Annotated in this window: 9 protein-coding genes; 7 read left to right on the top strand and 2 right to left on the bottom strand. The window is 45.2% G+C overall.

Annotated elements, in window-relative coordinates:
- Positions 1-102: 102 nt before the first annotated feature.
- Positions 103-1,275, top strand: coding sequence for an aminotransferase class I/II-fold pyridoxal phosphate-dependent enzyme (locus tag ACYVGZ_RS09685; RefSeq protein ID WP_460754601.1), 1,173 nt, complete (start codon positions 103-105; stop codon positions 1,273-1,275).
- 19 nt (positions 1,276-1,294) lie between these two features.
- Here the strand turns inward: ACYVGZ_RS09685 and lptG are convergent, their stop codons facing one another.
- A complete protein-coding gene (lptG, locus tag ACYVGZ_RS09680; RefSeq protein WP_460754598.1) occupies positions 1,295-2,356 on the bottom strand; it encodes an LPS export ABC transporter permease LptG in 1,062 nt (353 codons plus the stop codon).
- Complete coding sequence (lptF, locus tag ACYVGZ_RS09675) at positions 2,353-3,468, bottom strand: LPS export ABC transporter permease LptF (protein WP_460754595.1); 1,116 nt, start codon at positions 3,466-3,468, stop codon at positions 2,353-2,355. Before lptF ends, lptG begins: the two co-directional genes overlap by 4 nt.
- A gap of 122 nt (positions 3,469-3,590) precedes the next feature.
- Between lptF and ACYVGZ_RS09670 the strand changes: the two genes are divergently transcribed.
- From ACYVGZ_RS09670 to purL, 6 genes are all read left to right on the top strand, one after another.
- On the top strand, positions 3,591-5,054 hold the full coding sequence (locus tag ACYVGZ_RS09670; RefSeq protein WP_460754592.1) for a leucyl aminopeptidase: 1,464 nt from the start codon (positions 3,591-3,593) through the stop codon (positions 5,052-5,054).
- A 157-nt stretch (positions 5,055-5,211) separates the two neighbouring features.
- A complete protein-coding gene (locus tag ACYVGZ_RS09665) occupies positions 5,212-5,622 on the top strand; it encodes a hypothetical protein (protein ID WP_460754590.1) in 411 nt (136 codons plus the stop codon).
- 114 nt (positions 5,623-5,736) lie between these two features.
- On the top strand, positions 5,737-8,520 hold the full coding sequence (locus ACYVGZ_RS09660) for a valine--tRNA ligase (protein WP_460754588.1): 2,784 nt from the start codon (positions 5,737-5,739) through the stop codon (positions 8,518-8,520).
- Positions 8,521-8,591: 71 nt separating this feature from the next.
- Positions 8,592-8,852, top strand: coding sequence for a cold-shock protein (locus tag ACYVGZ_RS09655; RefSeq protein ID WP_460754585.1), 261 nt, complete (start codon positions 8,592-8,594; stop codon positions 8,850-8,852).
- 39 nt (positions 8,853-8,891) lie between these two features.
- Positions 8,892-9,380 (top strand): tRNA adenosine(34) deaminase TadA, encoded by a 489-nt coding sequence (tadA, locus tag ACYVGZ_RS09650; RefSeq protein WP_460754582.1) that lies wholly within the window; start codon positions 8,892-8,894, stop codon positions 9,378-9,380.
- Between the two features lie 117 nt (positions 9,381-9,497).
- Entirely contained in the window at positions 9,498-13,397 is a 3,900-nt protein-coding gene (gene purL / locus ACYVGZ_RS09645) for a phosphoribosylformylglycinamidine synthase (protein WP_460754579.1), read from the top strand.
- Positions 13,398-13,722: the final 325 nt, after the last annotated feature.

The following is a 13,722-nucleotide window of genomic DNA, read 5'->3' as shown; positions in this document are numbered from 1 at the left end:
TAGATGGTTTATTTTGCGGGCGGAAAGTTACCAGATAATGCGCGTCTAAACCAGATAATTGCGTAAAATTTGTTAAAAAAATAGCACAAATCGAGGGCTTATATGAATAAACACCAACTGGCTTCTAGAGTCGGAGATATTTCGCCGTTTCAAGTGATGGCCGTATTGGAGCGCGCTAAAGCGTTGCAGGCACAAGGTGAAGACGTGATTCATTTAGAAGTTGGAGAGCCGGATTTTGTTGCGCCTCAGGCGGTTAGTCAAGCCGGTATTTCGGCTTGCTTGGAAGGTAAAACAGGTTACACGCCAGCAACAGGTTTGCCTGAATTAAAGCAGGCGATTAGTCAGCATTATCTCAAGCGCTATAAAGTCGATGTTCCAGCCGAGAGAATCATAGTGACTCCGGGAGCGTCTGGGGCCTTGCTGCTGATGTCCTCGCTTATGGTGGATGTTGGTAAAGAGGTTATTATGCCGGACCCTTGTTACCCTTGTAATCGACATTTTTTACTGCAGGTGGGGGCTCAAGCTAAACTGGTTGAGACCCAAGCTCAGTCAGGGTTTGAAATCAACCTAGACTCTTTAGATCAATATTGGTCAGAGAATACAGCTGGTATGTGGTTAGCGTCACCTGCCAATCCAACAGGTGCAACCTTATCGAAAAAATATATTGAACAAGCGTGGCATAAGGTCTCCACCTCAGGTGGGCATTTAATGGTCGATGAAATCTACCAAGGTTTGGTCTATGAGGGTGAGGACTTTACTGCCTTAAGTGTTAGTGATGAGATATTTGTGATCAATAGTTTCTCAAAATACTTTGCTATGACAGGCTGGCGTTTGGGTTGGATCGTTGTGCCCGAGTGGGCTGTTGAAGGGGCGACTAAATTGGCGCAAAACTTATTTATTTCTGCGCCCTCTGTTTCGCAATATGCCGCGATACGAGCTTTTTCTGAGGATGTGTTGGAAGAATGTGAGCTACGACGGGTGCAACTCAACCAGCGTAGAGAAACATTGCTTAATGGCTTGAAAGAAATTGGTTTACCTGTTGTGGCTCCTGCCCAAGGAGCGTTTTATGTCTACGTGGATGTGTCTAGTGTTACCTCAGATGCGATGCAATGGTGTTTGGCCTTGTTGGAAGAGGAGTTTGTAGCGCTTACCCCGGGGGCAGATTTTGGCAAGAAAGAGGCCCATAAATACGTTCGCTTTGCTTATACCTGTGATGAACAAAGGTTGCAGCAGGCTATTCAACGTATTCAGCGCTTTATACAAAACGCTGAATAAATTGCAGTGAGGTGTGGAGCTAGCCTCTGCGCCTCATTAGCCACACTCCGGCTAGTAAACAAATGCCAATCGGGATGCTAACCCCAATGAATGGTGGGAAGTCAGCGGCAATGCTCATGCGCCCAAAAAGGTTTAAACCGTTTTGAAAGGCTAGGCCTATCATGACCCCTGAAAAAATTCTGCCCCCCATTGTTGAAGAGCGAAGAGGGCCAAAGACACTTGATAATGCAACAATAACCAGAGCTAATGACGCGGCGGGGCGTAAGGCCTTGCTCCAAAATTCTAGCTCATGGGGGCCACTGTCTAAATTTTGTTGGTGCAGGTATCTCTGATAGCTGAGTAGTTGCGAGAGCGACAAGCTTTCAGCTTCTTGGGATGCTAAAAATAAATGCTCGGGTTGAATGCTCATTGACCAAGTTCTGGTCTCAAAATGGTTTACTTCTGTTTTATCAGCATAAAAAATGGTTTCGGATACGTCATTTAGCATCCAGTTAGTGCCGTCTAAGTGTTCAGCAGACTTTGCGGTCGTTGCGCTTTTTAGTTGTTGTTGATTGGGTGAAAAAATTTGAATGCCATAAATCTTCCCATCATTGTCGGCGGCGTCAATGTAAATAAAGTTGTTGTCGGCTTTTAACCACACCCCTCCGGTTAATGAGAAGGTACCACTGTTCTGGTCCTGCAGTTTTTCAATTAGGTTGGCTCTTTGTTCTGCCGGAGGGGCAACGAACTCAGATACGCCCATGCCAACCAAAGAGACAAATAAGATGGGCTGGCAAGCTGCTACACCTATTCGCCAAATTGGCATGCCAGCGGCACGCATTACTGTCAGTTCGGAGGTTGATGCTAGGGTGCCTAGTCCCATCAATGTGCCAATTAGCGAGGCAATTGGAACGTATTCAGAAAACTTGCCTGGCAGGCGGTATAAAAGTACCTGCAAAAGTGACTGGACTGTGTAGTTATCATTGACCTTTTTGATTTGCTCAATGAAAGTAAGGGCGTAATCCAAGCCTAGTAAGACTAGTACTACAATTAAAAAGCCCCACATTACGCTGCTGGAAACATAGCGATCGATTCTACTCACGCTGGTTCTCCTTGCTTCAGTTGAGGCCGTTTCTTACGCCTAGCGAATACTTGGTTGAACTGCATAAATAATACCCCTGCGATTACACAGAACATGCCATGTATCCACCATAGTCCCAAGTTCAAAGGTATTTTGCCCTTTTCTAGGCTGGTGCGGCCCCAAATTAACAGGGCGATATAGAGAATCATGAGTAAGATGGCGGGTAGCATCTTAAAAAAGCGCCCTTGGCGTGGGTTAACTTGGCTTAGTGAAAGCCCAATGATGGCTAGAATAGGAATCATAATAGTGAGAGAAAGCCGCCACTGTAGTTCGATTTTCGCCAGTGGGTCATTGCTTTTTATAAGTTGCAGTGTGCTTTGAGTATAGGCTTCATCAATTGGCGAAGGGGTGGGGTTCTCCATGCGCACAGCATAGGTGTCAAACTGTGTGATGCGATAGTCAGCTTGTCCCGGCGAGCCCTCATATTGAGTGCCATTTTTAAATACTAGGTAATTGTCGCCATTTTCTTCATCCAAACGGATTTGCTCAGCATAAGAGGCAAAAGTAAGAGATAGTGCGTTTTTATCCTGCTTCTTTACGATGTTAGATAGGAAGATCTGGTTCATCCATCCTTCGGATGTGAAGCTGTCTATATACGTGGTGCGTTGGCCGTTACCTTGAAAACGCCCAGGCAGTAAGAAGTCAAAGCTAGACAGCTGATCCTGCTCTTGGGACGCCTTTGCTGCGTAGTATTCTGAAGTGGGGGCTAGCCAAAGGTTTAGGAAAGCACTAGCGCTGCCAATCAAACCAGCAATGCCAAGAGTATATAAAGCCAGTTTGGCTTTGCTTATGCCGCTAGAAAAGAGCACTGACATTTCATTTTCTATGTAAAGGCGGCCATAAGCCAGCAATAGAGAAAGGAAAAACGCTAAAGGAAGTATGGTCTGTACAAAGCTTGGAATATGAAAGCCAAGAATAATAAAGAGGAATTCGAAGGTCATTTTACCTTCAGTGGCTCGTCCTAGGTAGCTGACAAAGCGTCCACTTAGTATGACAAGAAGTAAAATCAGCGTGACACCAGCCGTTGACACGAGTACTTCTTTTGCCAAGTATTTGAATAATCTCAAGTTCACCTCTATTGATTTGTGCTTTCTTACGCGTAGAGTTGATTACATCTATAAATGTCCCCATTATCTCGTAGTAAGAAGGATATTATCCAGTTTTTTTAAAAAGTATTGCGTATTAGGGAGCTCCCATGAATACAGTGTTATTTGATCGAGTATCGAGTGTGCAGGCTGATTTGCTTGTTGTGTTTGTGCCAAGTGAAGGTGAATTGCCAGAGTCTACGGCATGGGTAGATGAAAATGCAGCGGGTCAAATTGCTCAGTTGCGAGCAAGTGGTGTATTTAAAGCAGGTTTAGGTCAAACGTTATTGTTGCCTGCCGTATCGCAAGATTTCTCACAGGCTGTATTGTTGGTAGGGACTGGCAAAGGGGCTGAGCTGAGTGATATGCAAGCTCGCAAGGTGGTTGCTGCTGTAGCCGCGCAGATTAAAGGTTTGCCATTTGAATCAGTTGCTGTTGCAAGCGCTGCCTTAAGCTTGAAAGGACGCACAGAGTCTCAAACTGTTGCTCTGGTTGCGCAATGGTTGAATGAAGGTTTCTATCAGTTCTTAGGATTGAAACAAGACGATGAAGAAAAGGTCTCGAAAGTAACGACTTTGATGCTAGAAGGGAAGGATCAAGGTGCTCTTACGATTGGTGCAGCGACTGCGCAAGGCTCTGCTTTTGCGCGTCAGTTAGGGAATCTGCCAGGTAATATTTGTACGCCAAGCTATTTGGCTTCTAAAGCTCAGCAGTTTGAAGAAGACTACGGTATTGAGGTTGAGTTGCTAGACGAAACCAAAATGGACGAATTGGGTATGCACTGCTTGTTGTCAGTAGGGCGTGGTAGTGATCAGCCGAGCTATTTAATTGTCATGCACTATAGAGGTGGCCAAGAAGGTGATGCTCCTCACGTGCTGTTAGGTAAAGGTATCACATTTGATACAGGGGGAATTTCCCTTAAACCTGGCGCTAAAATGGATGAAATGAAATACGACATGTGTGGTGCTGCGAGTGTATTCGGTACCATGAAAACAATCTGTGAATTAAAACCTAAACTGAACTTCACTGCAGTGGTCGCTGCGGCGGAAAACATGCCAAGTGGGCGTGCAACCAAACCTGGTGATGTAGTGAAAACCATGTCAGGAAAAACCGTTGAAGTGCTTAATACAGACGCTGAAGGTCGCCTAGTATTATGTGATGCTTTAACTTACATTGAGCGTTTTGAGCCCAAGTCTGTGGTGGATATTGCAACCTTGACTGGCGCTTGCGTAGTCGCTTTAGGTAGTGTGAATTCAGGTATGTATGCTAATGACGAAGCTCTAGCTGCCTCTCTGAAAGAAGCGAGCCAGGTATCGGCAGATAAAGTGTGGCAAATGCCTCTGGATGAAGAATATCAACAGCAGCTCGATAGTAACTTTGCTGATATTGGTAATATCGGTGGCCCGGAAGCTGGCTCTGTTACGGCGGCGTGTTTCTTGTCTCGTTTTACAGAATCTTACCCTTGGGCGCACTTAGATATTGCTGGTACCGCTTGGACGGGTGGTGCAGCGAAAGGTGCCAGTGGTCGACCTGTTGCCTTGCTAACTCGCTATTTGTTGGATAAAGCCAAATAACGAAAGCCAATAGATGAAGGGGTAGTAAGGGAAACACCTTACTGCCCCTTTTTTGTTTCCTTGTTGTGCATGTTCTTGTTGTAAGACATTTGCTAGTATCAAGGGAAGAGTTGTAGACTTTCTACGAGTTCGTTTATATACAGTAGTGGTTTTGAGTATGTCTGAGTCAGTAGTGCAAATAGAAAATGAGGCTTATGAGCCCGATGAAGCAACGCTTATGAGTGCATTGCGAAATCAGGACGATATTCCGATTTTGATGGACGTAGTTACGGATCAGTTAACAGACGCCGTAAGCCAAGCAGAGCACCTACAACAATCTATTCATGAGAGTCTTCAGCCTAATAGCAACGATATTGCTTCTAAGTCTGTTGAGCCAGTGCAAAGCCATAAAATTTCCGCAGAAACGTCTGAAACTCAAGTGAAAGAAGAATCTGAAACGTCTTCTATGGTAGCCCAAGAGCTGGCTCACGAAGAAATATCGCATGTTATCCAGCAAGTGTTAGAAAAGCGTTTGCCTGATCTCGTGCAAGAGGTTGTGCAGAACCTAGCCGAGTTGAAAGCTAAGTAGATCCGCTTTTGCTTAGACAAATACCCATTGTTTATTTTTTATCTCGCTGCAACCAGTTATAATTCCGCCAAACTAATTTTTACCGCCTTATTAAAAGAGCTTTAAGACATCATAATGGAAAAAACATACCAACCTCAGAGTATCGAACAACCCATTTATCAACGCTGGGAAGAAGGGGGATTTTTTTCTCCCCAAGGGCAAGGTACGCCTTTCTCAATCATGATTCCACCGCCCAATGTAACGGGTAGCCTACACATGGGGCATGCTTTCCAGCACACTCTTATGGATGCCATGATTCGTCGAGAGCGAATGAAAGGAAGTCGAACCTTGTGGCAGCCAGGCTGTGATCATGCTGGTATCGCGACGCAAATGGTAGTGGAGCGTCAGTTGGCGGCTCAAGACATTACTCGTCATGATTTAGGTCGTGAAAAATTTCTAGAAAAAGTATGGGAATGGAAAGGCCAATCTGGTGGCACTATTTCTGACCAAATGCGAGTGTTGGGTGACTCTGTCGCGTGGGACAAAGAACGTTTCACCATGGACCCAGGTATGTCTGCAGCTGTCCAAGAAGTGTTTGTCCGATTATTTGATGAAGGCATTATTTATCGCGGTCAGCGCCTCGTAAATTGGGATCCAGTTTTACATACAGCTATCTCTGATTTGGAAGTGTTATCAGAGGAAGAGAACGGCTTTATGTGGTATTTCCGCTACCCATTAGCGGATGGTGTGAAAACGGCTGACGGTAAAGATCATATTGTTGTAGCGACGACTCGTCCAGAAACCATGTTTGGTGATGCTGCTGTCGCTGTTGCTCCAGATGATGAGCGTTTTACTGACTTGGTGGGTAAAGAGATAGAGTTGCCTTTGGTGGGGCGTCGCATTCCTATCGTTGCCGATGAGTATGTTGATAAAGAATTTGGTACTGGCTGTGTAAAAATTACCCCTGCCCATGACTTCAATGACTATGAAGTCGGTAAGCGCCATGACATGCCGCTAATTAATATCATGACCGACGATGCTGCAATTAATGATGTCGCACCGGAGAAGTATCGTGGTATGGACAGATTTGATGCTCGTAAAGCGGTTGTTGCGGACTTTGACGCATTAGGTTTGTTGGAAAAAGTTGAAGACCATAAACTTAAAGTGCCACGTGGAGAGCGTGGTAATACTGTGATTGAGCCTTACTTAACTCAGCAGTGGTATGTGGCGGTGGAGAGTCTCGCTAAGCCTGCTATTGAAGCAGTTGAAAATGGTGATATTCAATTTGTTCCCAAGCAATGGGAAAACACTTACTTTGCTTGGATGCGTGATCTGCAGGATTGGTGTATCTCTCGTCAGTTATGGTGGGGGCATCAAATTCCTGCTTGGTACGACGCAGACGGTAAAGTGTATGTGGGCAAAGATGAGGCGCAAGTTCGTGCCAAATACGGTTTAGCAGAAAGCGTAACCTTAACTCAAGATGAAGATGTTCTTGATACTTGGTTCTCGTCAGCGCTTTGGACTTTTGCAACGCAAGGTTGGCCTGAAGACACTCAGGACTTTGCAGAATTTAGTGAATCAGACGTTCTGGTAACAGGGTTTGATATTATCTTCTTCTGGGTTGCCAGAATGATTATGATGACCTTGAAGTTTACCAACAAGGTCCCTTTTAAAACTGTCTACATCACGGGGCTTATTCGTGATGAACGTGGCGATAAAATGTCTAAGTCGAAAGGGAACGTTATTGATCCGTTGGACTTAATAAATGGCATTGATATCGAATCGCTGGTTGCAAAGCGTACATATGGCATGATGCAGCCGCGCTTGGCACAAAAGGTTGAGAAAAACACTCGTGAAACCTACCCAGAAGGGATTCAAGCTTACGGAACGGATGCCTTGCGCTTTACCTTATGTTCGTTGGCGTCTGGTGGTCGCGACATTAAGTTCGATCTGAACCGACTAGAAGGTTATCGCAACTTTTGTAATAAAATCTGGAACGCGACGCGTTATGTGTTGATGAACACAGAAGAACAAGATTGCGGTCAAAATGGTGCTGAGGTTGAGCTATCTCTTGCTGATAAATGGATTATCTCTCGTTTGCAGCAAGCAGAAGAGGCAGTCAACAAAGCTTTTGATACACACCGTTTTGATCTGGCAGCTCAAGCATTGTATGAATTTATGTGGCATGAGTATTGTGATTGGTACTTAGAGCTTTCTAAGCCTGTTCTATGGGATGAAGCTGCAACGCAAGCCCAGCTCACCGGTACTCGTCGTACCCTAGTGAGAGTCTTGGAGGTCTTTTTGCGCTTAGCTCATCCTATGATGCCTTTCTTAACAGAAGAAATTTGGCAGCGTATTGCACCTCTTGCCGGTGTGACGGGTGACACGGTTATGATGGCTGAGTACCCTCAGGCAGATGATAGTCGTAAAGATGAAGCAGCAGAGGCTGATGTTGAATGGCTAAAAGGTGTGATCGAAGGTGTGAGGAATATTCGAGGTGAAATGAATATTGCCCCTTCTAAGCCACTAACCATATTGTTCAGAAATGGTACAGAGCAAGACAAAGCTCGTTTAGAGGCGAATGTTACCTTCTTGCAAACACTGGCTAAGCTAGAGTCTGTTACTTGGCTTGCTGCTGGCGATGACGCTCCAATGTCTGCCACCGCTTTGGTGGGGGATATGGAAGTGCTTGTGCCAATGGCGGGCTTGATTGATAAAAATGCCGAGCTTGCTCGTTTGCAAAAAGAGATCGATAAAGCGAGCAAAGACCTGCAGCGTATACAGGGTAAATTGTCGAACGAAAGTTTTGTCGCTAAAGCGCCTGAGGCTGTGGTGGCAAAAGAAAGAGCGAAGTGTGATGATCTACAACTTGCTCTAAGTAAGTTTGAAGAGCAAAAACGAGCGATCGAAACACTATAAAATAGCTACAAAGCGGTAGGTTTAACCTGCCGCTCGCTGACTTTAATAAAAATAAAAAAGAGGCGTCTAGAATGGAAAGACTAAGTGGAAAGGTCAAATGGTTTAATGATGCGAAAGGTGTTGGCTTTATAGAGAGAGTCGAACACAGTGATGTTTTCGTACATTATAAATCCATTAGCCTAAATGGCCATAAAACGTTAAAAAAAGGGCAAGTAGTCAGCTTTCAACTGGCTGAGACTGAGTTTGGTACTCAGGCGGTTGAGGTGGTCCCTGAATCAATGTCAGCTAAAAAGCAACAGACAAACTCTCTTGGTGAAGTGTCACTTGCTTAACAGAGAAGGTGTTTGCCTGTGTTTGGATAAGGGTAAACAATGAGTGATGAGAAGTGGATGAGTCGGGCTTTGCAGCTTGCTGAGCAAGCGGCTGGTCAAAGTGAAATTCCTGTGGGTGCCTTAGTGGTGCTTAATGACCAAGTGATTGGCGAAGGTTTTAACTCTCCTATTTCTCATTGCGATCCAACGGCTCATGCAGAAATTCAGGCAATCCGAGCAGCCTGCCAAACAATGAATAACTATCGCCTGCCTGGCGCAACTTTATACGTCACTTTAGAGCCTTGCTCTATGTGTGCAGGGGCGATAGTCCATGCCCGCATTGAACGTGTTGTGTATGCTGCCACTGAACCTAAAAGTGGTGCGATTGAAAGCCAAGGGAAATTTTTTCAGCAGGTGTTTCTTAACCACAAAGTGCTTCATGAGGGAGGCGTAATGGCGGAACAAGCATCTCAGCAGTTAACGAGTTTCTTTCAATATCGCCGTGAGCAAAAAAAGAAGCTTAGAAAAGCCGCTAAAAATAGTCTGTGAATCTTTTTTTACAGATTTTTCGTATAAATAGCATACTTTTCTAGCTAACAATTACCTCCTTGATTTAAAATACCCCGCAATCTTTCCCCAAAACTACCAAGTGAGGTAAAACTCAACATGCTAACCCTGCATGGTTCTGCAGCGCTATCTGCGTTTCGTAAAGCAAAGTTATTGGCTAATATGCAAGCATCTGTTTCATCAGTTACTGATGTTGATGCAGAATTTCTCCACTTCGTGGAGCTACATAGTGGTCAATCCCTTTCAGATGAACAAAATCTTGTTCTACAACGCGCGCTAGCCTACGGTCCAAAATCCTCCCAAGTCAGTTCCTCCGATCAAAGTGTTTTAGTGGTTCCCCGTTTAGGGACAATTTCACCTTGGTCTTCCAAAGCAACCGATATTCTTCATAACTGTGGTTTGAGCTTAGTGTCACGTGTAGAGCGTGGTGTTGAGTATTTTATTCACAGCGATAAACCACTTTCTTTAGAAGAGTTAGATCTGTTGTCAGAAATGCTTCATGACCGTATGACTGAAAGCGTATTGCCTTCATTGGGCGAGGCGCAAACCATGTTCTCTCATGCAGAACCGGCACCAATGACTAGTGTGGATATACTAGGTGGTGGTCGAGCCGCGTTGGTCGAGGCTAACCAAAGTTTGGGGTTAGCATTAGCTGAAGATGAAATCGATTATTTGGTTGAGTCTTTTATGGAGTTAGGTCGTAACCCAATCGATGTTGAGCTCATGATGTTTGCTCAAGCTAACTCCGAGCATTGTCGCCATAAAATCTTTAATGCGTCGTGGACTCTTGATGGTGAAGAGCAAGAACGTTCGCTATTTAAGATGATCAAGAATACCCATGAACATAACCCTGAGGGTACATTATCTGCCTATAAAGATAACGCAGCGGTTATGGAAGGCCATAAAGCGGGTCGTTTTTATCCGTCGCCAGAATCTCGTGAATACGATTTTAGCCAAGAAAATATCGACATTTTGATGAAGGTCGAAACTCATAACCACCCAACTGCAATTTCTCCTTTCGCTGGAGCGGCAACAGGCTCAGGCGGTGAAATTCGTGATGAAGGTGCAACGGGTATCGGTGCTAAGCCAAAGGCAGGGTTAAGTGGTTACACTGTGTCTGACCTGAAAATTCCAGGCTTTGAACAACCTTGGGAAAGCCAATATGGCAAGCCTGCTCGTATTGTGACACCTCTAGATATTATGATTGACGGGCCTATTGGTGGAGCAGCTTTTAATAATGAGTTTGGGCGTCCTAACTTGCTAGGTTACTTCCGTACTTACGAGCAAAAAATTCAAGGGGCTTCTCAAGAAGAAGTGCGTGGGTACCATAAGCCCATTATGTTAGCGGGTGGCTTAGGTAATATTCGCCGTGAGCATGTTGAAAAAGACGAAATTAAAGTAGGCGCTAAGCTGATTGTGCTGGGGGGACCAGCCATGTTGATTGGCCTTGGTGGCGGTGCAGCCTCTTCAATGGCGTCGGCGGATGGCAATGAAGACCTTGATTTTGCCTCTGTACAGCGTGGTAATCCTGAAATGGAACGCCGTTGTCAGGAAGTGATTGACCGTTGTTGGCAGCTGGGTGATAAAAACCCAATCAGTTTTATTCATGACGTGGGTGCTGGTGGTTTATCCAATGCTTTGCCAGAACTAGTGAAAGATGGCGAGCGTGGCGGAAGTTTTGATCTTCGCAAAGTGTTGAACGACGAGCCAGGGATGTCGCCACTAGAAATCTGGTGTAACGAGTCTCAAGAGCGTTATGTGTTGGCTGTTTCACCTGACCGTATTGCCGAATTTACCGCCATCTGTGAGCGTGAGCGTTGTCCTTTTGCCGTCGTGGGTGACGCGAAAGAAGAAATGCATTTAGAGGTTGCTGACCCGCATTTTGATAACAAGCCGGTTGATCTACCAATGTCCGTGCTATTTGGTAAGCCACCTAAAATGCATCGTGAGGCAACTAAAGCAACTATTGCTGGAGATGACTTTACTGGAACGTCTTTGGATCTAGCAGATGCAGCAAAACGCGTTTTAAGTTTGCCGACAGTGGCAAGTAAAAACTTTTTGATCACCATTGGTGACAGAAGCATCACAGGTATGGTGGCTCGCGATCAGTTAGTTGGACCTTGGCAAGTGCCAGTGGCAGATGTGGCGGTAACAACTTCGTCACTAGACAGCTACACTGGCGAAGCTATGACCATGGGTGAGCGTACACCTGTAGCCTTGCTGGATGCGCCAGCATCAGGACGCATGGCCGTTGGGGAGGCACTAACAAACTTAGCGGCTGCCCAAATTACAGCTCGGAAAAACATTAAGTTGTCAGCAAACTGGATGGCCGCTGCAGGTCATGAAGGGGAAGATGAAAAACTTTACCAAACCGTTAAAGCGGTTGGTATGGAATTGTGTCCTGCACTGGATATTGCGATACCTGTTGGTAAAGACTCTATGTCAATGAAGACTGTCTGGAAAGAAGAGGGTCAAGAGAAAGCCGTGACTTCTCCTCTTTCTTTAGTGATAAGCGCTTTTGCTCCTGTCGCGGATGCGCGTAAAACCTTAACGCCGGAATTGCAAAATAAAGCAGATACGCGCTTACTTTTGATTGATTTGGGTGCAGGCAAGAATCGTCTAGGTGGATCTGTCATTGCTCAGGTTTATAACAAGCTTGGACAGCAAACGCCCGACGTTGATGATGCAGCAGCACTTGCTGGTTTCTTCGATACAACTCAAGCCTTGAATGCAGCAGGCAAATTGCTGGCGTACCATGACAGATCAGATGGTGGTGCGTTTGCCACCTTGGCCGAAATGTCTTTCGCGAGTCACTTAGGCCTTAACATTGATATGGATGCACTGGCTGCAGATTCAGCCCAAGTTGCTCCGGCATTGTTCAATGAAGAACTGGGTGCTGTTGTTCAGGTCAATGATACTGATGTCGTAGAAATCATTGCAGCCTATCAAGCCGCTGGTGTACAGGTGAAAGAAATTGCTACCTTGTCTGGTGATGATTCGATTCGTGTGCGTTACCAAGGTGAAGTGCTGTTAGAAGAAACTCGTATCAACTGGCAGCGTGTCTGGTCTGAAACGAGCTATCGTATCCAAGCCTTACGAGACAACCCTGAGTCGGCTCAGCAAGAGTTTGATAACTTATTAGATGTTAACGATCCTGGTTTATCTGCACATGTGACGTTCGATCAAAATGAAGAGCTTGTAGCGGATTTAATTAAGGCTGGCGAAAAACCTAAGATCGCAGTATTGCGTGAGCAAGGTGTAAATGGTCAAGTTGAAATGGCTGCTGCTTTCCATAAAGCAGGCTTTACCCCAGTAGATGTTCATATGAGCGACATTCTAGAAGGTCGTATTGACCTTGCGCAGTTCAGTGGTTTGGTCGCTTGTGGTGGTTTCTCTTATGGTGATGTGCTGGGAGCTGGTGAAGGTTGGGCTAAGTCTATACTCTTTAATAAGGTAGCTCGCGAGCAGTTTGAAACCTTCTTCCACCGTCCAGATACTTTTGCGTTAGGTGTATGTAATGGTTGTCAGATGCTGTCGAACCTACATGAGCTAATTCCTGGTGCGGCTCACTGGCCTAAATTCGTACGTAACGAGTCAGCACAGTTTGAAGCTCGTCTTGTACAGGTTGAAGTTCAAAAATCTAACTCTATCTTGTTGGCAGGAATGGAAGGCTCTCGTATGCCAATTGCTGTCGCTCATGGTGAAGGTCAAACTGAATATCGTGAAGAGCAGGATATGGCGACTCTTGAGGCAGCATCCCAAGTTGCTTTACGCTATGTTGATAACTATGGCGAAGCAACCGAGCGTTACCCATTTAACCCTAATGGCTCTGCACAAGGGGTAACGGGTTTAACCTCAGCCGATGGTCGTGTGACTATTATGATGCCACACCCTGAACGAGTATATCGCACTGTTCAGCACAGTTGGCACCCTGCTGACTGGCAAGAGCAAGCGCCTTGGTTGCGTTTATTCCAGAATGCAAGAAAGTGGTTGGGATAAAAACCAACTAAGAAGTTCCTAAGCCCAATCCTCGGATTGGGCTTTTTTATGGGTTTCTGTATGAAAAATAAGCAAAAACTCCAATATTTGGTTGTGAAACATACAAATGTGACGGTTTTATAAATTAATTCCCTTTTTTTAAAAAAAGTACTTGCACTAAATCTGTAGATCCTTAATATACGCCCTCGCTGACACGGACAGGGCTTTAAACTCTTACAGAGATTGAGTCGCTTAAGTGTAACGGCAACGCTCTTTAAAATAGATAATCAGATAATTTGTGTGGGCGCTCGCTGGAGGCTTCAAAAAATATTGAAGTCTTACGAGA

Source organism: Marinomonas epiphytica (assembly GCF_054780655.1).
The sequence above is the reverse complement of the archived record's forward strand: the minus strand, read 5'-3'. Positions and strand labels throughout refer to the sequence as shown.